Raw genomic sequence first — 21182 nt, 5'->3', positions numbered from 1 at the left:
GCGGCGATGTACGGCGCCGGATCGATCTTGTAGAGGCGCTGACCGGCCTTGACGTCGGTGCCTTCGGTGAATTCACGACGCAGCACGATGCCGTCGACCCGCGCACGCACTTGCGCGACGAGGAACGCACTGGTGCGGCCCGGCAGCTCCGCCACCGCCGGCACGGCTTGCGGCTGCACGGTGACGACGCCGACTTCCGGCGTTGGCGGCGGCGGTGCCGATTCTTTTTTCCCGCACGCGGCCAGGAAAACGGCAGCCGTTGCGGCGGTGATTAAGCGGTATGGAACCCGTTCGACGCGCATGGAGCGACCTCTCACAATTAGACGACCTTCAATGGGAATCACCAGATCTCCTCATGGCCCTGACGCGCGGCGGACTTGCAGCTTCCTGTCCGGCGCGGATGCGGACGCGTGTTGCGGGTGTGCGTTGCACCCTGCGAAGCGTTCGTGTGCCGAACTGCTTCCGATAAAGAACGGCGAGCCCGCGGTCCCGCGGGATCGCGTTGCCGCGGGTTCAGCCTGACCGCTGGCTCGCGGGCCGGAACGCGGCGCCGACGAATTCGATGAACGCGCGCGCGGCGGCCGGCAAACGCGCGGCGCGCGCATGTGCGAGCTTCAGCGTGACGGGCGCGAGCGGGTGGACCGGTGCAATGCGCACCAGCGTGCCGGCCGCCAGATCGGCATCGACGAGATACGCGGGCAGCACTGTCGCGCCCATGCCGGCCACGGCCAGCCGCCGCGCCATCTCGAGATGGCCGACGCCCGAATTGCCGGGCGTCGCGCCGGATCGAATCCCGGCCGCGTGACCGTCGTCGGCCGCCGGCAGTTCCAGCCGCACGGCCGCGATGTCCGGCCAGTCGCCCGACGCAGCCGCGCCGCCGTGCGCGGCGACGTAACCTGGCGCCGCGACCCGCACGGTTTCGTACGCGGCCAGCGTATGCAGCGCATGGGCGCCGGACACCGGCATGTCATCGGTCAGGAACGCGACGTCGATGTCCTCGGCGGCCAGGTCGACGTGGGTATCGGTCAGCGTCACGGTCGGCCGCACGTCCGGAAACCGGTGCACGAAGCGATCGAGCAACGCGCTCAACTGGCTGAGCCCGAACGCGACCGGCGCGGCCACGCGCAATACGCCTTCCGGCTTGCTGCCCATCGCGACGAAACGACCGTCGATCTCGTCGATCGCGCCGAGAATCCGCTCGACGCGCGCGAGATACAGCTCGCCGATTTCCGTGAGCGACTGGTGGCTCGTGCTGCGTTGAAGCAGGCGCGCACCGAGGCGCGTCTCGAGCGCATCGACCAGCCGGCTCGCCATCGCCGTCGACACGCGCAAGCGCGTCGCCGCCCGGCGAAACCCGCCTTCTCTTGCCACCGTCACGAATGCCCGAATCGATTGAAGTTGGTCCATTTGTCCGGATTTCCCTGCGCGGACGACTGCCCGTATGCCTGCACCCGCCGCCGTGCCACAGCCGGCCCCCATCGGCCCGGCCCATGCGGCGGCACCGACCCCGGCTCAGCCGGGTCGGTCGGCACGCGCGACACGCACGGGCCGGCTTGCAACGGACGCAAACCGGCCTCGGCAAGCCCGATGCACGATCGTTCAATAGCAGTCCTGAGTCTTTTCCGGCGATTCGCGGGGCGACGCACGCGGCATGGCGGCGGCCGCGCATCACGCGGACGAGGTTGCCCGCATCATCCGGGCGCGCTGATTCGCATTTCCTTCAGCAGGTGCAATGGTAGGGAAACCACCGAAAAATGGCTTGCCCGATCCTGCGATTGTTTTGCCTTAATTTCCGAATTTGTGCGCCGCACACCGTGCAACGACGACGGCACGATCGTCGGCCATGCAGGTCCGGATGATCGGGCTAATTTCGGACAGGTTTAGGCAATCCCGCGCACGCAACTGGCCGTACGATGTGACCGCCGTGCCTGCACCGCGACAGCGGATCGCAGCCGCGCACATTGCATCGACCACGCCGCCACCCGCTTACGCAACATGGAAATCGACGCCGAAACGCCGCCGCAACCGCGCCACCCGCCCGATCACGATGCTCGGCCGCGCGCCCGGTCGCCCGCGGCCCGGCTCGCGGCGCTGATCGCCGCGTACGCGCCGCACGACGGCATGTTCGACCTCCCGTTGCGCGGCATGCGCGTCGCGCGCGCTTCCGCGCCGTCGCCGCAGTGGAACCACGGCGTGCACCACGCGTGCCTGAGCATCGTCGGGCAAGGCGCGAAGTCGATGCGCGTCGGCGACGAGACTTACCCGATCGACCAATCGCGGATGCTGGTCGCCACCGCCGATCTGCCCGTGACCGGACGCGTGACCCGCGCAAACCCGGCCGAGCCGTTCCTTTACGCGCAACTCGCGCTCGATCCGCGCCGCATCGCGGCGCTCACGCCGGTGGTCTTTCCGCGCGGGCTGCCGAAAGCCGTCGACTACCGCGCGCTCGACACGCTCGACGCAACGCCCGAAATCGTCGACGCCGTCGCGCGGCTGATGCAACTGATCGCACAGCCCGACGACCTCGACCTGCTCGCACCGCTGATCGTCGACGAAATCCTCATCCGGCTGCTGCGCGGCCCGTCGGGCACACGCGTCGCGCAGATCGGCGACGCCGGTTCGACGACTCAACGAATCTCGCGCGCCGTCGCATGGATTCGCGACCACTACCTCGATCCGATAGCGGTCGACGCGCTCGCGCGACGGGTGGAGATGAGCCCGTCGACTTTCCACCATCACTTCCGGGCGGTCACGTCGATGAGTCCGTTGCAATGCCAGAAGGTGCTGCGGCTGCAGGAAGCGCGCCGCCTGATGTGCCTGTCGGCGATGGACGCGCGGCAGGCGTGCCGAAGCGTCGGCTATGTGAGCGCGTCGCAGTTCAGCCGCGAATACGCGCGGCTGTTCGGCGACGCGCCGGGTCGCGACGTCGCGAGACTGCGCGGCGAAGCGGTACCGCTGTCGCGCGTCGCGCCATGAACGGATATCGCAACGGGTTCGCGGCTCACCGCGAACCCGCTCGTCGGGCCGGCTCCCGGCTCATGCGAGCGAGGGCGGTGCAGCCAGGCTGACGTCGACGCGCTTCGGCAGGATGCCGGCCTGATGGAACACGTCCGCGATGCGCTGCTGGTACGCGAGCGTGTCGCGGGTGACGGGCTCGACACCGAAGCGTGCGCGGCGAAACGCGAGCGCCACGGCCGGCTCCGGAATCCCCCACAGCTTCGAGAATTCGGCCGCGCCCTGCGCGCGGTTCGCATCGAGCCAGCGCTGGATCGTCGCCAGTTCCGACACGACCGCATCGAGCACGTCGGCATTGCGCTGCGCATACGTGCGCGATGCAAAGTAGTAGCTGCGGTTCTCGACGAGCCCGGTACCGTCCGCGACGATGCGCGCGCCGAACGCCTGCTGGACCACCGCGAGAAACGGATCCCAGATGATCCACGCATCGACCGAGCGGTTCTCGAAGGCGGCCCGCGCATCGGACGGCGACAACCAGACCGGCGTGACGTCGGTATAGCCGAGCTTCGCCGCCTGCAGCAGCCGGACCAGCAGGAAGTGCGTATTCGATCCCTTCACCAGCGCGATGCGCTTGCCGCGCAGGTCGGCAAAGGTCTTGACCGGCGAATCCTTCGCGACGACCACGGCTTCGGCTGCCGGACCGGCCGGCGTCTGCGCGTAGTAGACGAGCGGCGCGCCCGCCGCGAGCGCGAAGATGGGCGGCGCTTCGCCGACATCGCCGAAATCGATCGATCCCGCGTTCAGCGCCTCGAGTTGCGGCGGGCCCGACGGGAATTCGGTCCACGTGACGTTCACGCCGAGTGTCGCGAGCTTGCCCTGCAGCGTGCCGCGCGCCTTCAGCAGGCTGAACGGCCCTTTCTGATAACCGATGCGCAAAGTACGCGTAGCGGCCGCGCCGGCCAGCGCAAGGCCCGGGTGGGCGGCGGCGCCTGCCGCGATCGCCAGGCCGGCATGAAGCAGCCGGCGGCGGGTACTGGAGTATCGATCTGCCATGTCGTTTCGGGTTCGATGAAGTGGGCGCGAGCGGAGCGCGCGCATGCGATGAATCAGGTCGAACCGATTCTAAAAGGCGGCCGCCGCACGCCGAACCAACGATGTTCGATATCGAAAGCAAGCGTTTTCATAAGGACCTGACGGCGGCACGAGCAGCGTTGTCCGGAACGGTCAGCGCACATGCATTCGTCGATCGCTTGTAATGTAGGATACCGAATTATCAACATCGAGCCGCAAGACGGTGCGCGGTACTCACGACACCGGCCTTGCGTGTATCACGCGTGACGGGACTGGCAGCAAGCGTTCAATGCGGCTTCGTCGGCGGCGAGCAGTTCGGGCACGCATTCCCGCAGGAAATCGACGAACGTGCGGATCTTCGCATCGAGATACTGACGCGACGCATACAACGTATAGACCGTCAGCTTCTGCAGCCGGTAGTCGGGCAGCACGCGCACCAGTGCGCCGCTCGCGAGCGCGGGCAGCGCAGCCGGGATCGGCAGCGAGCCGATACCGAGCCCGGCGCGCAGCGCGGCGCCGAGCGCATCGGCGATATTCACCTGGAAATCGGGCACCGGCAGTTCGAACGTTTCGCGGCCGTTCGGGCCGTCGAGATGCCAGCGGTCGCGCGGAAAAAGCGGCGTGACGATCTGCAGGCACGCATGACCGGCAAGATCGCTCACCGTGCGCGGCGTGCCGCGCGTCTTCAGATAGGCGGGCGACGCGCACAACACGCTGCCCACGTCGCCGAGCCGCTGCGACACCAGCCCGGAATCGGGCAGCTCCGTCGTGCTCAACTGCAGCGACACGTCGTAGCCTTCGTCGATGATGTCGGGCACGTGCTGCGACAGCGTCAGCTCGACCGCGACCGACGGATAGCGCTCACGGTAGCGCACGACCGCGGGGACCACGTAAGACTGGCCGAAGCTCGTCGTCGCGTGGACGTGCAGCCGTCCGGACGGCTTCGCCTGCGCATCGGCCGCCTCGGCTTCCGCTTCGTCGATATAGCCGAGGATACGCTGGCAGCGGTCGAGATAGCGCTGCCCGGCGTCGGTCAGCGCGATGCGGCGCGTGCTGCGGTTGAGCAGGCGCGTGCGCAGATGCGTTTCGAGCTGCGCGACCGAGCGCGATGCGTAGGCCGTCGTGATGTCCAGGCGCTGGGCCGCGCTCGTGAAGCTGCCCTCCTCCGCGACCCGGACGAAAATGCGCATCATCTGTAACGTGTCCATCGACCTGTCCCCGGGATTGTCACGTCGCGCCACCGTGCCGCCGGTGTGCCGGCGGCGCCGGCACACGCCGGTCTGGCGCGAATCGTGCGGAACAGTACAGCAGCGTTGCAGGCGTGTCCAGTTCGCCGTATGCGGCACGATCCGGATGCGGAATCGGGCTGCCGGGCCGCTCGCCGCGCGGCGTCCGGGCCGAACGTACGTGCGTATCGAAGGTGCGGACAGGCCAACGACAGCGGTCGGCAAAAACTACCCGCCCGCCATGATCCGCTCTCGATTGGCACCCTTCGCGTCTCGCGCGTTACACGGTGCCCGCCGCATCGAACGGATTGCGCAACACGATCGTATCGTCGCGTTCCGCGCCGGTCGTGATCATCGAAACCGGCGCACCCGCCACCGCTTCGATGCGCGCGATGAAGTCCTGCGCGGCTCGGGGCAGCGCCGCACGCTCGCGCACGCCCTTCACGGAACCTTGCCAGCCTTCGAACCGTTCGTAGCGCGGCTTCGCGCGCGACTGCGCATCGAGGCTCGCGGGCAGATGGTCGACACGCACGCCGTCGAATTCGTAACCGACGCACAGCTCGATCGACTCGAAGCCGTCGAGCACGTCGAGCTTGGTGAGCGCCAGCGAATCGATGCCAGAGACCCTCACGGCCTGACGCAGTTGCGCGGCATCGAGCCATCCGCAGCGTCGCGGCCGGCCGGTATTGACGCCGAACTCCTGTCCGCGCGCACGCAGCGTTTCGCCGGTCGCATCGGTCAACTCGGTGAGGAACGGGCCGCCGCCGACCCGCGTTGCATACGCCTTCGTGACACCCAGCACGTGGCCGAGCTTCGCCGCACCGAGCCCGGTGCCGGCCGCCGCGGCCGACGCGACGGTGCCCGACGACGTCACGAACGGATACGTGCCCCAGTCGATGTCCAGCATCACGGCCTGCGAACCCTCGAACAGGATGCGCTCGCCTCGATCGGTCGCGTCGTTGAGGTCGGCCCAGACGGGACGCACGAACGGCAGGATCTTCGGTGCAAGCGCAACCAGCGTCGCCCGCATCGCGTCGCGATCGTACTCGTCGAGCCCCAGGCCGCGGAACCACGCGTTGTGATGGTCGACGAGCACGTCGAGTTTGGCCGCGAGCCCGCCCGGTTCCGCGAGATCGCCGACGCGCAGCCCGCGACGCCCGACCTTGTCCTCGTAGGCCGGCCCGATCCCGCGCAGCGTGGTGCCGATGGGTTCGCGGCGCAAACGCTCCTGTGCCTGATCGATCGCACGGTGAATCGGCAGCACCAGCGTCGCGTTCTCCGCGATCGACAGGTTGTCCGGCGTCACCGACAACCCGAGCGCGGCCATCCGTCCGATTTCCGCGAGCAGCGCTTCCGGGTCGAGCGCCACGCCGTTGCCGATCACGCCGCGCTTGCCGCGCACGATGCCGCTCGGCAGCAGCGCGAGCTTGTACGTGCGGCCGCCGACGACCAGCGTGTGACCCGCGTTGTGGCCGCCGTTGTAGCGTGCGACGAGATCGGCCTGTGCCGCCAGCCAGTCCACGATGCGCCCCTTGCCTTCGTCACCCCATTGGGCGCCCACGACCACCACGTTCGGCATGTTCCGTACTCCATGTGAGAAATTCAGACACTCGTTCAGCCCGGATCGGCCGTTTGTGTGCCATATTGGCGTAGCCGGATCGCCCGATCAAACGATTAAACCTGAACCATCGTGTGAGTAAATTTCACGCGAACCGATGCAATGGCCCGACGACTCCCTCCGTTGAATTCGCTGCGTGCGTTCGAAGCCGCCGCGCGGCTCGGCAGCTTCACGCTGGCCGCCGACGAGCTGTGCGTCACGCACGGCGCGATCAGCCGGCATGTGCAGCAACTGGAAGCATGGCTCGGCCGGCCGCTGTTCGAACGCCACAACCGGCGCGTCGAACTGACCGCGGCCGGGCGCGCGTACCTCGCCGAGGTCGGCGCTTCGTTCGACCGGATCGCACTCGCCACCGCGCAGCACTTCGGCCGCGCGCAGCAGCGCGTACTGCGTGTGAGCGCGCCCGCGACGTTCTCGCTGCGCTGGCTCGTCCCCAAGCTGTCGTCGTTCCAGGTTGTGCATCCGGCCATCGAGGTGCGGCTGTCGACGTCGAACGAGCCGATCGAAAAGCTGCGCGACAACGTCGACCTGATCGTTCGCGGCGGCCCGCAGGCCATCGATGGATACGTCGCGGAAGAATTCCTGTCCGAAGTCCGTCTGCCGGTGTGTGCGCCGAAGTTGCTGGAGGGCCGGTCGCTGGATACGCCCGCCGATCTCGCGGGCTTCACGCTGCTGCACGCGGCAACCTATCCGGGCATGTGGCCGGAATGGCTCGCCGCGGCCGGGCATCCGAATCTCGTTCCGCGGCACTCGCTCACGCTCGAGCATTTCTACCTGACGCTGCAAGGCGCGCTCGACGGTCTCGGCGTCGCGATGGGGCCGATCGCACTCGTCGCCGACGACATCGCCGAAGGCCGCCTCGTTCAGCCGTTCAGCGAACCGGCGCTGCCGCCGTGGCGCTACTTCACGTATGTGGCGTCGGCGCGGGCGGACGACGACGCCGTACGCGCGTTCAAGGATTGGTTGAAGGCAACGGGAAACGAAACTGCGTCGGGTGGGCGGCGCTGACCGCCGCTGCATGCGTTTCGTGCCTCTTCATGATATGCAGGATTCCGAATCGAATCGCGTAAGCGTGTGGAACGTGTTTGCCTGCCTGCATCGCATGATCGCGACGCACGCGGCAAGCCGCGGATCAAACCGCGGCTTGCCGCCGGACGACGCTTACTGACTTACTGGCTTGCTGCGGCGCCGGCCTTCTTTTCCGCGTTTTGCAGATTCTGCGGATAGTTCGGATCATTGGCCGCCGGCTTGTAACCGGCGTCTTCGAGTTTCTTCAGCTCGGCGGTGTTCTTCGCACGCGCAGCCTTGTGCTCGGCCTTGCGTTTGGCCCTGGCCGCCTTGCGCGCTTCGCTCTTCGCGGCCTTGGCGTCCTGCGCAGCCGGTGCGCTGGCGGCGTCGGTCTGCGCAAACGCCGGAACGGCCGAGCCGAACAGGAAAGCGGCTGCAGTCGCAGCCAGCGTGAGTTTTCTGATCTGGATTCGCATCGCTGAACTCTCTTTTTTGATGACCATCACGGTTTGAAAAACCATCGAGATACCGCCCCTGCCCTGACCAGTCGTCATGTCGCGATCAGGACCAGAGCATCATAACCGGGTCGCAAAAAATGTGGCGCCAACGTGCTGACGGAATTGGGGATACACGTATGGGAGACGCCGCGGCTCGTGCGTTCGATGACGGGAATCGTTGGATACGCGACGACGCGCGGCGTCGGTGGTTGTTTCACTGGTGGTGATATCGATACGCTGACGTGTGACGTGACTATCGTCGTGCTGGCACGATCGCCGCACAGTAGTCGATCCGTGCGTCGCGTCATCGTTCGACGCGGCTCGAACGACGGTTCCTCCCATAAACGACCACGATTCGCGTGGTCGGCGATCACGGTTACGTTGCGTCATTGCGGTGCGCGGTGATTCGTCCGGCAATCCTTGCCGCCTTGCAATGCAGAAGGCTAGCCGTGGACGCGCGGCTTGTTGTCGAGACTGGCAAGGTCCGACGATAAAGGCGGGCTGTGCGAGCGGTGGAGACGTCGCATGATCGATTACACGGATGAGCTGAAGCCAACATGAACGAGCAGCGATCGTCTGACGGATGCGCACATGGCTGTGAAAGTCTGTCCGCCCATGCGACCGTGCTTGTCGACGCATCAGGCGTCACACAGGGATACCGATCGTTTCTTGTTGCTCGGATCGACGATTCCTTATATGAACGGAGCGGCAATCTACACCGCTTGCTGATACCTGTGCTGCGCCCGATCGGTGAGCTTTTCCGGGAGTCCGGTTTTTTAAAGGTGAGCATGTTCGGGAGCATCGTGGAAGTCGATTGCGGTGAGCTTCGGTGCCGCCGGCATCTTCACGTTGGCTCGCAACGATCGTCCGGCCCCGGGCCTCTATGCGGTGGCATCTCGGTCCCGAGCCCGTTTTCCGGCGGGGTCCGGTCCTCTCGTTGCCTGTGACGGCGTCGGCATGAATTCCCGGGTGAGCTCCCAAAGGTAGAAAAACGGACGGGACGGGGGATGACGAACGGCTCGGCTCGGATGCCTCCGAGCACAGGTCACAGGCTAAATCTGGCGAGCGACGTCACAGGCGATCGACAAAAACTTGTCTACAGACGAGGCTGCGCGAGGACAAAAAACTTCTCGCAGGCAGTCCAGGATGATTTCGAACTGCCGTGAAGGAAAGTGACGGGATCCGTTCCGCGGATCAATCACCGGGTACCGAGCCGGCCAGGAGCAGGATTTCGGGTCCCATAGACGGGAACCTCTATGCCGAATCGGGGGATTTCCTCCCATAAGTTTCTACGTTTGGGAGCTTGTGAGTGGGCGCTCACCTCTCGGGGATGCCTTGTCAGGCAAGGCGTTATCCAGGAACAGGGCTTCAAACAGAGGCAAGTCAGCCTGAGGCGGCCGGGCTGGGCGGCTGGTGTCCCACAGACGGCTCCCATTGGTAGCGGTTTATGGGGCTCGTCTTTTTGTGCAAGCACACGTGTGTTTACATCTTTGGTAAACCACGTTTACTTCTTTAACTACTTTTAGACGGCTCACATCCTTGTCTGGCAAGGGTTTGAACGGTGTTCGGTACCCATTTATGGGAGCACAGGTGGCAGGGTGTGGGGTTTCAGGTCTGTGGATTTGGGGTTTGGGGTACCAGGTTGTGGGGAATCAGGGTTGTGGATATGGGGCGAACGTATCCGGTTATGGGAAATCGACCGTAGATCGAGCTGGGTAGCCATCTATGGGAACACACGAAGGTAGCCTTTTCTGGGATGCATTTCTCGATCGGCAGTCCGATGTTTGCACAGCGATTTTCGTCAGGTAGCCCGTTATGGGAGATCTCGAAGGTACCCATTCATGGGATTCGTTCTCAATCCGTTCGCTGCCTTTTGCTCGATGGTCCCGTGAAGCATTCCCATAGACAGGACCAGGACCGCAGACAGGTTACCTTTTATGGGAAAAATGAATGGTTGCCGTTTATGGGAGCGATTTCTACCGTCGGGAGAGAAAGCAATATCGTCGACGGTGCTGACAGGTACCCTCCTATGGGAATCGATGAAGGTAGCAAGTTATGGGAGAAACCGCGGTCATGTTGCGGGGCATCACGCATCCACCCGGCGCTCTCGATTTCGCCCATTTGCCCCCATGGACGGGTACCTTTGCGGTGGCAAATCTTGTGCCGGGTTTCTCCGTCCACCCGGGAAAGGTAGCGACTTTTGGGAGGCTTTTTGATCGAAAGGTAGACGGATATGGGGTCCTGCACAAACACAACAATCTACATTTTTCCTTCTGTATCAGTTGGTTAGGCGAGATATTGAAAGTGATGCTGGAATAAGGGCGTTGCTCCGCGGCACGAAAAGGTATAAAGTCCGCTTTCAATAAGGCAACCTTACCCGGACACCACGATGCCGCGCAAGCCCGCAAGCAAAGGCTCAGATAAACAGGTTTCGCTGTTTCAGACACCCGAGCCTCCCGACTTGCTGCGCAAGGCGGTCCAGGCGATTCATATCGCGCCGAAGTCGGGAAAGATCGGTCTGCAGCAGCGCAAGATGTTCAGCTCGTTGATCAAGAACGCGCTTCGGCAGGAGGCGTTCGAACCGGGTCGGACGAGCTTCTCGATCTCGATCGCGTCGCTGTCGCACGAGAGCGGATTGAACAGCAACAACACGAAGTACGTGAAGGACACGGTCAACTCGTTGATCAGTACCGTCGTCAACTGGGACTACCTGGCCGCGGACCGTTCGACGGTCTGGAAAGCGTCGGGCCTGCTTGCCGGCGCCGAACTCGAGCAATCGGTGCTGAAGTACAGCTTCTCCGACCAGATCCGCAGCGAGCTGCTCAATCCCGAAATCTACGCGTTGATCGATATGCGAATCGCTCGCGAGTTCCGGCGGTCGCACTCGCTCGCGCTGTGGGAAAACACCGTGCGCTACGAAGGGATCGGCATCACCGCGAAGATTCCGCTGCCGAAATTCCGCGACCTCATTCTCGGCCAGGACAAGGCATCGCAGTCGTACAAGGAATACAAGCTGTTCAAGAGCAAGGTCCTGGTGCCGTGCATCCAGGAGGTGAACGAAGTATCGGACCACACGCTCGAGCTGATCGAACACAAATCCGGCCGCAGCGTGGAAGCGGTGCAGTTCAAGGTGACACGCAAGGAGAGCACCGATACGGTCGAAGACGGCGACGTCAAGAACGAAGCGCTGGTCGACGAGGTCGCGAAGTTCGGTATTCCGCGCTCGGAAGCGCGCCGGCTGATCACGCAATACGGCGTGCAGCGCATCAAGGCGGCGATCGCCTATACGCTCAATCGGACTACGAAGAAGAATGCAGCGCCCGTCGACAACGTGGCCGCGTATTTCCGCAAGGCCTTGACGCACGGTTACACGCTGGCCGACGGGCAGGGAACCGAAACGGTCGCGCCGGCGAAGGAATCCGCGCAGAGCAAGCAGGAACAGATTCGCGACAAATATCTGGCGGCGAAGGTCGAGGAAGCCGGCGCGTATTTCCGCGAACTGGAGATCGACGACCAGACCAAGCTGATCGAGCGTTACAACGAGACGGTGGCGGGTTCGAAGGACTTGACGTTGTCGCCGAAAAAGAAGGCGAGCAAGCTGGCGCAGACCAGCTTCTTCCGATGGCTGGCGCTCGACACCTGGGGGGAGCCGACCTCGGACGACCTGCTGGAATTCCTGCTCAAAAGCAGCCTCGCAGGCAACTGAGCGAGGCCTCGCTGTCGTGCGCCGTGTGCCGGACCGTCGTGCGGTTCGGCTTCGCGGCGCCGCGCGGAGGCGAGGCCTTGTGCCGGTGGCGCGTTACTTCGACGTGGCCGTCGCCAGATCGGCGACGTACGCGTCGATGACGGTCTTGAGCTTGTCGGCAAGCGCTTCCTGGTGGGATGCGTCGACCCCCTTGAGTTGCAGGTCCAGACGCCCGTCCGGATAAGTCTTCAACTGGCCGATCGCGCGCGATTCGAGCGCGAAGTCATGGCGAACGCTGTAGCGCGTGCGTCCGGCTTTCTTGGCGCCGTCGCTCTGCGTCCGCAGGAAATTCTCGAGATCGCGGACGGATTTCTTCCGGTCGATCACGGCCGTCAGCAGCCGGTCGGCCGTCGGCTCGCCCAGACGTTCGAAGATCAGCTTCAGGAAGTACGCGGCCTGCAGACCGACCACGTCGCTCGCACTGGCCATCCGCTCCAGCAACGTGTTCGGCAACGCATTCAGCGACAGCGTCTTGCTGATCGATGCCTTGTCCTTGCCGATTTTCTCCGCCAGCGTGTTTTGGTCGGCAAAGACTTTTTCGTCCAGGAGGCGTTTCCACGCGACCGCATCGTCGAAGATCGTCTGGCGTTCGTGGTCGTGGTTTGCCCGATACGCGATCGTATAGAGCTGCTCGGGCGTGTGATCCGTGCGGAACGTCGCATTGATCGTTTCGTCGCCGTTGATGCTCGTCGCACGCAGCCGACGTTGCCCGTCGATCACGACGAGCTTGCCGGGAAATTCGGGGAGCCGCGTGACCTTGATCGGCTCGATCTGCCCTTCCCGTTTCAACGTCAGTGCGAGCTCGTGCAGGCTCGATTCCGAGTAGAACACGCGCGGGTTGAACGGGTTCGGGATGCAGTCCTTGACCAGCACCTTCTGCGGCGCGCCCAGATCGGGCGTACCGGCGGGCGCGGTTGCTGCCGGGACACTGGCGGGCGTCGCTTCGACGACGGCAGCCGATGCGGCCGCCGGCTCGGGCAGCCGCGTCTCAAGTGCCGCATTTTCCTGCGCGAGCCCGCGCAACAGGCCGGCTGCCAGATGCAGGTTGCCGGCCGGCTTCTTGTCTTTCGAGGTGTCCTTAGCCATGGGCGGCTCCGGTAGCGCGCGTCGACGCGATGTATTGGGCCATTTCCGTGACCAGCTTTTCGATTTCCGCGCGGGCTTCCTTCAGGCCCTTCAGATATCGATTGTGGTGATGGATCGTGGTGCCGAGTGCGAACGTCTGACGATAGACCTCGCGTTGCGCGATCTGGCTATCGAGCAGATGCTCCCCTATTTCTTCAGCTCTTAAAATTTTTAAAATTTCTTCACGCATTTTAGTTTTTCCATTGACGCTATTCAGCATTAATGCGGAAGAAAGTTGAGGATTTCGAACGGCGCGCATTGACTCGATCATGCGGATCATCGCGACGGTGCTGTACAGATCGGCCGGCGACGGCGAAAGCGGCACGAGGCAGAAGTCCGCCACTTCGAGGACGGATGCAATACGCGGATCTTCGAGGTTGCCGGGGCAGTCGACGACGATCACGTCGAAATTTGCGTCCTGCTTCTTGATCTCGCCGCCGATGCCGCGGCCGGCGGGCGCCAGCGACAGGACCGTCATCGGGAGTGTGTTCTCGCCACTCGTGACCCAACGGACGGAAGTGCCTTGGGGGTCGGCATCGATCAGCGCGACCTTGTTGCCGCCGGCTTCGAACGCAGCCGCGATATTGACGGAGATGGTCGTCTTTCCAGTTCCACCTTTTTGATTACTGACGGCGATCTTGAAAGCCATTGAATTTCTCCACGGAGTTTTGCGTAATATATGTAGTTATTCATGAAATGTCCAGAAAAGTACTCGAGATCGCGGACTTTTTATTGATCGTTGTGGTTGTTACGTGACAAATAGGCCAAATGGCCAAGACGCTATTCGTAGGCAATGGCGTGATCAAGGCGCTCGATCATGATTGAGAAGGAACATAAGTTGGAGGAATACAACTTTCTTCGACATTGATCGCGAAGACATTGCACGAGCACTTGGTGCCTCATCGTGCGTTGATTTCATTCGCGGCTCGGTACGGATCCGGGCCGTTGATGTTGTCGAGAGCGTGAATAGTTGTCACGTGACAAGCCGCTGAACACCGGCTTCCTCCAGGGGCATACGTCTCGAGGAATCTTCGATGCTCGAACGGGGAGAAATCGCTTTGTCCCAGTCCTAGTGCGCAGCCCATGACCGCATATGGTTATCCGGCAACGAGATGAATTGTCACGTGACAAACGCCTCCACCCGCACCCTGTCGGCGCTACTTCGCGATCCTCAAAGGAGTTGTCGCGGCTGGGCCGATCTTCACTATGCAGCAGGCATATGCTCAGAAAAAGATGTCGTCGATAGCTTTAGGTCCGCCGAGCCCGTTAGTGAATCGGCGAGTTGTCACGTGACAACAGGAGCCGATGTTTGAAAGCTCGGACAGCGGGGGAAAATATGAAGCGACGCGCAATCGACCTCTGGTTTAGCGAGTTCCGGACACGACCGGACGTTTGACTCCTCTATCGTCGCGCGTGCGCTCGCGTGCTGAAACGATACCGGGGGCGATTGTTGTGGCATCCTTCAAACGGGATATCGCAATGGCGTTGATGTGTCCCTATTTTGTGAAAGGGAGTGGGCGTTGTCACAGGCGCCGATCGGTAGGGCAGGGGATAGCTTCGTTACAGACAGTGGTGCTCTGCGCCCGAGGACTGCAAAGTGTCGAGATTGCCGCGCATATAGGCTGCAATTGGCGCCGAATCAGTGTGTCAGATCGGCGGGACAACCCAAACGAGCCGGGTCGTGAAACATTCTCTGAAAATCGCAGTCCGCCGGAAATCCTTGTACGGCAATGGCTTGCGCCACATTCTTCATGTTGTTTCACGCAAAATGAGCGTGACGGCGCCTGGAAATGGGGGCGTATGCTATTTCAGCGCACCGACGGAGAAAGTGGGTGAGATCGCGCGCGGATTTGTTCTTATTGGTACGTGATTTGTGGTTTTTAATACGTTTCGCGACAGGCGCCGCAGAAAGTTGTCGATGTGCCGGAAGGCCCAGGCTCTGCTGAGTCGCGTCGAGCCGCCAATTCGGCGCCACGTGCGCCTATATTTAGCGCCAGTTGTCACGTGACAACGCATAGGTTGGCCCCCGATTCCTGGAATCTCAGAGCATCGCGAGAAGACGCTCAGGCCGGAGGGAAGGAATCCGAAGCACGGCCCGTGCACCGTAATCTTCGGACGACGAGTATGTCCGCTTGACCCCACATGCGAGAAGCCGATCCCAACTTCACGGCCCCGTCCAATGCCGGCACATCTTCCCCGTCGCCCAGCGCGATCAATAACTCGCCACGATCGATAGCGCGACGTCCGCGCCTCCTCGCAGGCTATCGATATCCCGTCGCGGAGAATTACCGAACAGCCGGCTATATTCCCGATTGAACTGGGTTGGGCTCGCATACCCGACGCGAAAGGCCGCCGACGCAGCGTCGAGCCGCTCAGCCAGCATCAGCCGACGTGCCTCGTTCAGCCGTATCCATTTCTGATACTGCAACGGACTCATGCCGGTGAGTTGACGGAAGTGGTGATGGAAGGTCGAACTGCTCATCTGAACCTGCGCCGCGAGATCATCGACGCGCAACGACTCGTCATAGTGAGCGCGCAACCACCGGATCGCGCGTGACACGCGATTGCACTGACTGCCGGTGGACGCAATCTGGCGTAGCCGGGCGCCCTGGTCGCTCGTCAGCAGCCGATAGTAAATTTCCCGCTCGACGTACGGTGCGAGAACGGGAATGGCGTTCGGGTCGTCCAGCAACGCGAGTAACCGGTTCAGCGCGTCGTACAGTGGTTCTGTCATGTCGCCGACGACGAGCCCGCGGCCTGCAGGCGTATCGTCGTGATCCGGTGCGACTTGCATCATCAACTCGGCCATGACGCGGAAATCGAGCTTGAGACCCAGCCCGAGAAACGGTTTGTCGGAGCTGGCCTCGATGATCTGCGTCGAACCGGGTAGATCGAGGGACGTGATCAGAAAGCGGTCGGCGTCGTAAATATAGGCGTCTCCGCTCTGCATGACTCGCTTCGCGCCCTGAACGACGAGGCCGAAGCTCGGTTCGACCATGCATTCCATCGGCAGTGTTGGCGCTTCCCTTCGATGAAAGCTGAGGTTGGGAATGGCCGTGTCGAGGTGATCGACGCCTTCGGTCCATTTCGCGACGCGTTCCGCGAGCATCTGTCGCAGCTCGTTCTCGCGGCTGCGGCGGGTCGGACGGTGGCCTGCGTGATCGAATGTCGCGATGTCGACATCGTCGTCTCGTTGGCCGGGTATGTATCGGACGGGTACCGGATGCATGACTTCTCTACTCGGGTAATCGGATCGACAGACAGCCCGCCGACGTGCGGCGAAGCCGGCAACGCGTGCGCCACCCGGAATCGCGGCACCGCCATCTACTCGGGAGGCACGTGCCGCGACCGGCGGGCTACTTCGTTGCCTGCGATGCGCAAAGCTGCCAGCGTCGCGATTTCGCCGCCGGCGCTGCCGCGCGCTCGTCGACCGTGCGCCACCAGCGCTCACCACGGTGCGGTGCGCCGAGATCGACGCGTTCGCCCATCCTCGGTGTCGACAGCTCGATGCCGCGCACGAGCGCCAACGCCGTCACACGTTCGAACGGCTCCTGCCAGCGATGCATGGCGAGATCGAACGTGCCGTTGTGGATCGGCATCAGCCAGCGTCCGCGCAAATCGATGTGCGCCTGCACGGTTTCTTCCGGCTGCATGTGCACGTACGGCCATTGCGCATCATAGGCGCCTGTTTCGATCAGCGTGACGTCGAATGGCCCGAGGCGTTCGCCGATCTCCCGGAAGCCGTCGAAATAACCCGTATCGCCGCTGAAGAACAGACGCAGGTCGTCGTCGACGATCACCCACGACGCCCACAGCGTACTGTTGCCGTCGAACAGGCTACGGCCCGAGAAGTGCTGCGCCGGCGTCGCCGTCAGCGTCAGCCCGGCCACGTCCATGCTTTGCCACCAGTCGAGCTGGCGGACCTTGTTCGCGTCGATACCCCATTCGATCAGCCGATCGCCGACGCCCAGCGTCGTCACGAACACGCCCGTGGTTGCAGCGAGCGCGAGCACCGTGTCGCGGTCGAGGTGATCGTAATGATCGTGCGACAGAATCACGCCACGCAGCGGCGGAAGATCTTCCAACGCGATCGGCGGCGCATGAAAACGCTTGGGGCCGATGCGCCGAAACGGCGACGCGCGCTCGGCAAAAACCGGATCGGTCAGCCAGAATTCGCCGCGCAATTTCAGCAACAGCGTCGAATGGCCGAGCCGGTACAGGCTGCGATCGGGCGCCGCGTCGAGTTCCGCGCGGGTCAGCGAATCGACGGGCAACGCACCGGCGGGCACGGTATGACGCGGCTTGTTGATCAGCATGTTCCATGCGATTCTCAACGTCTTCCCCAATCCTTCCGCGGGTCGCGGGGCGACATTGGCAAAGCGCTCGCCATTGTGCTGCGGCGAACTGCCGGACAGCGTCCGGCCACGTCGGGCGGCCGCGAACCCCAAGATGCGGTGAATCATAACGAGAGGCGATGCCATGTCGGTTCATCCGGAGAAGAAAGTACACTAAACAGTGTAGTTTATTTTTGGGATAAGTAAACTGCCCAGTGTAAAATTTCCGAATGGATAACAGCACTCCCCCTCAGCGTCTGACCGACCGAAAGCGCGCGGCCATCGTCGACGCGGCGATCGAGGAATTTCTTGCAGCGGGCTATGATGCGACGAGCATGGATCGCATCGCTGCGCGCGCGGACGTGTCGAAGCGCACCGTCTACAACCACTTCCCGGGCAAGGAGACGCTGTTCGCCGCGATCCTGAACAAGCTGTGGGATGCGACGCGGACCGGCAACTCGCCGACCTATCGCGCCGACGTGCCGCTGCGCGAGCAACTGCTTGCGCTACTCGACCGCAAATTGCGGTTGATGAACGACGAGGCGTTCATCGCGCTGGCGCGTGTCGCGATCGGCGCGGCCATCCATTCGCCGGAACGGGCGCGCGACATGGTCGAACGCCTCGGCGAGCGCGAGGAAGACGTCACGATCTGGGTGCGTGCGGCTGCGGCCGCCGGTCGTCTGTCGGTCGCCGATCCGGTGTTCGCCGCGCATCAATTGCATGGGGCCGTGAAGGCATTCGCGTTCTGGCCGCAGATCACGATGGGCCAGCCGCCGTTGACGGCGCAGGAACAGCAGAAAGTGGCGGAATCGGCCGCCGACATGTTCCTCGCGTACTACGCGCGACCGGACGACGGCACAGCATCGCATCGCACGCAGGACTGAATGCGCGACCGGAAGCATCCGCAAGCGCGGGCCAACCGAAATCGTTGCAATGCGCGAAACCGGCCGATCCGGGGAAGACGACCAAAAAATGGCGCCCACCCGTGCCGACCGGCCATCGAGCCAAACTCGACGATACCGTCGGCGCATCCGAAGCCGATTGCGAGCAACTATCCATGAAGACGCTGTTGATCGTCTATCACACGATGACCGGAGGCACGCAGCAGATGGCCGAAGCGGCTGCCGGCGCGGCTCGCGAGCAGCCCGGCGTCGACGTCAGGCTGCAGCGCGCGGACGCGACGAGCGCGGACGACGTGCTGGCCGCCGACGCATACCTGTTCGCGACGCCGGAGAATCTTGCGGCGATGTCGGGGCTGATGAAGGATTTCTTCGATCGCTGCTACTACGCGGCGCTCGATCGCGTGAACGGCCGTCCGTATGCGGCGATGATCTGCGCGGGAAGCGACGGCCAGAACGCATTGCGCCAGATCGACCGGATCGCGACCGGATGGCGGCTCAAGAACGTCGCGCCCGGCCTGATCGTCTGCACGCATGCCCAGACGCCGGAGCGTATTCTCGCGACGAAGACGATCGACCGCGACGCGCTCGCGCGTTGCGCCGAACTGGGCGCGGGGCTTGCCGCCGGGCTGGCGCTAGGTGTTTTCTGATGACGGGTGCGACGGCGCCGCTCCGCCGAATCGACGAAGGCAGGCTCTGCGGCCGTTCGTTCGATGCCATTCATTCCACAAACGCCGAACCGGCCGAATGCCGGCGCGCTAGCTGCCCTTTGCCGTCGCCGGAGGCTGGTGATATTCGGGCCAAAGACGCTTCACGAGATCGCGCGATGCGCCGTATGCGTAGCAACTGTCGATCTTGAGCGGCTTGCCGTCGCCGTCGCGGTAATCGAGCGACGATCGCCGCATGCCGACCATCGTTTGATAGGCCGTCGTGGCGATCGGGCCGAGCAATTCCTTCAGGTGCGTGCACGTATCGCAGGACGGCAGGCGTTTGCGAACCTCGCTGTTCCAGCCGGCGCCGATGTTCAATCCGACGAGTGCCTGCAGCGAGTCGCCGCCGCCCGGACACTGCGCATACGGATGCGAACGGATGAACGTGGATACGGCGCGCACGACCATGTCGATGTCGAAGACCAGTGTCACGCCGAGATCGTGGAGCGGCGTCAGCGCGGCGACCGTCCGCGTGCCGCCGGGTGGCGTGAAATCGCTGGTCTTGCGGTCCGCGAGGCAGGCCGTCACTTCGAACAGGCCATCGCTGCGTCGATAGCCGCGCATGTCGATCTGCCGATGGTGAATCTCCTCGCGCGTGACGTCGTCGTGCGGGGTGTCGTCTTGGGAAACCATGCATCCGCTCCATCGTGAGTAACCGGGTCTTTTCGCAGGCAACGGGATCGCGCCGGACCGATCGGGCGCGGCGAAAAGCTGCGGGGACATGCTGCCAACGAAGTCGATTCGGCCATACTACGCACTTTCCGATATCTTCGTCCGCGGCGAGATCGATGCGGACGCAACGAGTCGGGCACCGATGCCGGCGCAAACGACGGTCGGTCGGGCGTGTTGCGCGACGTCGGGGGCCACGCAACACGTCGCGGATGCGGCACGACACTGTTCGTCGGTAGCCGTGCGGAAGATTGCGGACCGGGTGCGCACACAGCCCCGTTTCCGGTAGCGGTCGCGAATGGCGTGACATCCGGAAACGTATCCATATAATGCGCAACACGACCGCGCGGGCGCATTTTCGGCGTCGCGGATCGGGCAAATGCAGACCGGCGAGTCAACCGGCCGTCCCGCGTACCGGTATACTTCCAATCCTGTCTTGTCCGGCATCGAGGCCGGGTGCCTGAAAACAGAGTGGCGTGCACGATGCGGCCCCGTAGTATTCCGCACCGGCGGCAGGCCGGCCGCACGCATGGCGGCGACGCTTTTGTGCCGAACGGCACGGCCGCACGAACCACACCTTATATTCCTGGTGGATTGAATTTATGGGTTTTGAACAACTTGCCGAATTGCGGGCGCAGCTCGCGGCGAAGGCCAAGCAGGAGCGCAACGCGAAGCGGCCGGCTGCGCCGACGGACGCCGGCGCGAAGCCGAAGTCCGGCGACCAGCCGTCCCGCGGCGCCAAGCCGGCTGCCGGCGCGAAGGCGCAGCACCGGGCGAAGCCTGCTTCGGCGAAGCCGTCGGCGCCGGTCGATCCGGTCATCGTCGCAATCGGCAAACTGCAGCGGAAGTTTCCGCGCGCGTTCCCGAAGAATCCGGCCCCCAAAGTGCCGCTCAAGGTCGGCATCTGGGACGACCTCGCACGCGAAGCGCAGGCCGTCGGCCTCAACGAAGCCGAACTGCGCGAAGCAATGTCGACGTGGTGCCGCGGCAACCGCTACTGGTCCTGCCTCGTCGAAGACGCGGTGCGCGTCGACCTGCAGGGTAACGAAGCCGGGCGCGTGACGCACGACGACGCGGCGCGTGCGCGCCGCCTGAAGGCGCGTCGCCCCGGCAAGGGCGCGGCACAATCGGCCAAGGGGGCGCCGCAGCAGCCGAAGGCCGAGCAGCAGGCCGAGGCCGCTGCCGCGCCGCAATCGGCGCCAGCCGAAGCGGAAGCGAAGGTCCAGGCCGACGCCGCGCCGCAGGTCGAACAACAAGCGGCCGGCAACGAGTAATTCGCACGACGCGCGTCGACCCTACGGTGCTTCTCCGCATGCAAGTCGCAT

The 21182-nt window shown here is 63.7% G+C and carries 17 protein-coding genes and 1 pseudogene; 7 read left to right on the top strand and 11 right to left on the bottom strand.

Annotated features, from left to right (window positions below; translation table 11 throughout):
- Positions 1–302: pseudogene (locus WS96_RS21935) on the bottom strand (biotin/lipoyl-binding protein); the annotation flags it as partial.
- Positions 303–513: 211 nt separating this feature from the next.
- Positions 514–1407 (bottom strand): LysR family transcriptional regulator, encoded by an 894-nt coding sequence (locus tag WS96_RS21930; protein WP_059835318.1) that lies wholly within the window; start codon positions 1405–1407, stop codon positions 514–516.
- A 588-nt stretch (positions 1408–1995) separates the two neighbouring features.
- Here WS96_RS21930 and WS96_RS21925 point away from each other — a divergent pair.
- Entirely contained in the window at positions 1996–2976 is a 981-nt protein-coding gene (locus tag WS96_RS21925) for an AraC family transcriptional regulator (RefSeq protein ID WP_059835316.1), read from the top strand.
- Between the two features lie 60 nt (positions 2977–3036).
- On the opposite strand, the gene WS96_RS21920 is transcribed toward WS96_RS21925, so the two are convergent.
- From WS96_RS21920 to WS96_RS21910, 3 genes are all read right to left on the bottom strand, one after another.
- A complete protein-coding gene (locus tag WS96_RS21920; protein WP_059835314.1) occupies positions 3037–4008 on the bottom strand; it encodes a sulfonate ABC transporter substrate-binding protein in 972 nt (323 codons plus the stop codon).
- Between the two features lie 275 nt (positions 4009–4283).
- Complete coding sequence (locus tag WS96_RS21915) at positions 4284–5234, bottom strand: LysR family transcriptional regulator (protein ID WP_059835312.1); 951 nt, start codon at positions 5232–5234, stop codon at positions 4284–4286.
- A gap of 298 nt (positions 5235–5532) precedes the next feature.
- Positions 5533–6831: an adenylosuccinate synthase gene (locus tag WS96_RS21910; RefSeq protein ID WP_059835311.1), complete on the bottom strand. Its 1299-nt coding sequence runs from the start codon at positions 6829–6831 to the stop codon at positions 5533–5535.
- 141 nt (positions 6832–6972) lie between these two features.
- Between WS96_RS21910 and gcvA the strand changes: the two genes are divergently transcribed.
- Entirely contained in the window at positions 6973–7878 is a 906-nt protein-coding gene (gene gcvA, locus WS96_RS21905) for a transcriptional regulator GcvA (RefSeq protein ID WP_059835309.1), read from the top strand.
- A gap of 161 nt (positions 7879–8039) precedes the next feature.
- On the opposite strand, the gene WS96_RS21900 is transcribed toward gcvA, so the two are convergent.
- Entirely contained in the window at positions 8040–8354 is a 315-nt protein-coding gene (locus WS96_RS21900; protein WP_059498804.1) for a hypothetical protein, read from the bottom strand.
- A 2410-nt stretch (positions 8355–10764) separates the two neighbouring features.
- Here WS96_RS21900 and WS96_RS21895 point away from each other — a divergent pair.
- Entirely contained in the window at positions 10765–12081 is a 1317-nt protein-coding gene (locus WS96_RS21895) for a replication initiation protein (protein WP_034208836.1), read from the top strand.
- A gap of 93 nt (positions 12082–12174) precedes the next feature.
- On the opposite strand, the gene WS96_RS21890 is transcribed toward WS96_RS21895, so the two are convergent.
- Positions 12175–13206, bottom strand: a complete 1032-nt coding sequence (locus WS96_RS21890) for a ParB/RepB/Spo0J family partition protein (protein WP_059835307.1) — start codon at positions 13204–13206, stop codon at positions 12175–12177.
- Positions 13199–13894 (bottom strand): ParA family protein, encoded by a 696-nt coding sequence (locus WS96_RS21885; RefSeq protein ID WP_006497839.1) that lies wholly within the window; start codon positions 13892–13894, stop codon positions 13199–13201. The genes WS96_RS21890 and WS96_RS21885 overlap by 8 nt, the downstream gene beginning before the upstream one ends.
- A gap of 1032 nt (positions 13895–14926) precedes the next feature.
- Here WS96_RS21885 and WS96_RS33810 point away from each other — a divergent pair.
- The gene (locus tag WS96_RS33810) at positions 14927–15115 is read left to right on the top strand and encodes a hypothetical protein (protein WP_156443676.1); all 189 of its coding nucleotides are present in this window, start codon (positions 14927–14929) and stop codon (positions 15113–15115) included.
- Positions 15116–15457: 342 nt separating this feature from the next.
- On the opposite strand, the gene WS96_RS21880 is transcribed toward WS96_RS33810, so the two are convergent.
- Both WS96_RS21880 and WS96_RS21875 read right to left on the bottom strand, forming a co-directional pair.
- The gene (locus WS96_RS21880; protein ID WP_059835305.1) at positions 15458–16474 is read right to left on the bottom strand and encodes an AraC family transcriptional regulator; all 1017 of its coding nucleotides are present in this window, start codon (positions 16472–16474) and stop codon (positions 15458–15460) included.
- 127 nt (positions 16475–16601) lie between these two features.
- Positions 16602–17726: an MBL fold metallo-hydrolase gene (locus WS96_RS21875; protein ID WP_059835303.1), complete on the bottom strand. Its 1125-nt coding sequence runs from the start codon at positions 17724–17726 to the stop codon at positions 16602–16604.
- Between the two features lie 83 nt (positions 17727–17809).
- Here WS96_RS21875 and WS96_RS21870 point away from each other — a divergent pair, with 83 nt between their 5' ends.
- Positions 17810–18463: a TetR/AcrR family transcriptional regulator gene (locus tag WS96_RS21870; protein WP_059835301.1), complete on the top strand. Its 654-nt coding sequence runs from the start codon at positions 17810–17812 to the stop codon at positions 18461–18463.
- A 173-nt stretch (positions 18464–18636) separates the two neighbouring features.
- Positions 18637–19128 (top strand): flavodoxin family protein, encoded by a 492-nt coding sequence (locus WS96_RS21865; protein WP_027786281.1) that lies wholly within the window; start codon positions 18637–18639, stop codon positions 19126–19128.
- A 108-nt stretch (positions 19129–19236) separates the two neighbouring features.
- Here WS96_RS21865 and WS96_RS21860 read toward each other — a convergent pair whose 3' ends face one another.
- Positions 19237–19821: a DUF2889 domain-containing protein gene (locus WS96_RS21860; RefSeq protein WP_059835300.1), complete on the bottom strand. Its 585-nt coding sequence runs from the start codon at positions 19819–19821 to the stop codon at positions 19237–19239.
- 638 nt (positions 19822–20459) lie between these two features.
- On the opposite strand from WS96_RS21860, the gene WS96_RS21855 reads away from it, so the two are divergent.
- Positions 20460–21131, top strand: coding sequence for a ProQ/FinO family protein (locus WS96_RS21855; protein WP_059782005.1), 672 nt, complete (start codon positions 20460–20462; stop codon positions 21129–21131).
- The last annotated feature ends 51 nt before the right edge of the window (positions 21132–21182 follow it).

The sequence above is a fragment of the Burkholderia sp. MSMB1835 genome (assembly GCF_001526365.1).
GTDB lineage: Bacteria > Pseudomonadota > Gammaproteobacteria > Burkholderiales > Burkholderiaceae > Burkholderia.
The sequence above is the reverse complement of the archived record's forward strand: the minus strand, read 5'-3'. Positions and strand labels throughout refer to the sequence as shown.

Bases quoted from the DNA above. Each gene is read 5' to 3' on its own strand.
- WS96_RS21925 (WP_059835316.1), top strand. From the start codon at position 1,996: ATGGAAATCGACGCCGAAACGCCGCCGCAACCGCGCCACCCGCCCGAT.
- WS96_RS21890 (WP_059835307.1), bottom strand. From the start codon at position 13,206: ATGGCTAAGGACACCTCGAAAGACAAGAAGCCGGCCGGCAACCTGCAT.
- WS96_RS21865 (WP_027786281.1), top strand. From the start codon at position 18,637: ATGAAGACGCTGTTGATCGTCTATCACACGATGACCGGAGGCACGCAG.
- gcvA (WP_059835309.1), top strand. From the start codon at position 6,973: ATGGCCCGACGACTCCCTCCGTTGAATTCGCTGCGTGCGTTCGAAGCC.
- WS96_RS21930 (WP_059835318.1), bottom strand. From the start codon at position 1,407: ATGGACCAACTTCAATCGATTCGGGCATTCGTGACGGTGGCAAGAGAA.
- WS96_RS21875 (WP_059835303.1), bottom strand. From the start codon at position 17,726: ATGGCATCGCCTCTCGTTATGATTCACCGCATCTTGGGGTTCGCGGCC.
- WS96_RS21900 (WP_059498804.1), bottom strand. From the start codon at position 8,354: ATGCGAATCCAGATCAGAAAACTCACGCTGGCTGCGACTGCAGCCGCT.
- WS96_RS21915 (WP_059835312.1), bottom strand. From the start codon at position 5,234: ATGGACACGTTACAGATGATGCGCATTTTCGTCCGGGTCGCGGAGGAG.
- WS96_RS21895 (WP_034208836.1), top strand. From the start codon at position 10,765: ATGCCGCGCAAGCCCGCAAGCAAAGGCTCAGATAAACAGGTTTCGCTG.
- WS96_RS21885 (WP_006497839.1), bottom strand. From the start codon at position 13,894: ATGGCTTTCAAGATCGCCGTCAGTAATCAAAAAGGTGGAACTGGAAAG.
- WS96_RS21910 (WP_059835311.1), bottom strand. From the start codon at position 6,831: ATGCCGAACGTGGTGGTCGTGGGCGCCCAATGGGGTGACGAAGGCAAG.
- WS96_RS21920 (WP_059835314.1), bottom strand. From the start codon at position 4,008: ATGGCAGATCGATACTCCAGTACCCGCCGCCGGCTGCTTCATGCCGGC.
- WS96_RS21880 (WP_059835305.1), bottom strand. From the start codon at position 16,474: ATGCATCCGGTACCCGTCCGATACATACCCGGCCAACGAGACGACGAT.
- WS96_RS21860 (WP_059835300.1), bottom strand. From the start codon at position 19,821: ATGGTTTCCCAAGACGACACCCCGCACGACGACGTCACGCGCGAGGAG.
- WS96_RS21870 (WP_059835301.1), top strand. From the start codon at position 17,810: ATGGATAACAGCACTCCCCCTCAGCGTCTGACCGACCGAAAGCGCGCG.
- WS96_RS21855 (WP_059782005.1), top strand. From the start codon at position 20,460: ATGGGTTTTGAACAACTTGCCGAATTGCGGGCGCAGCTCGCGGCGAAG.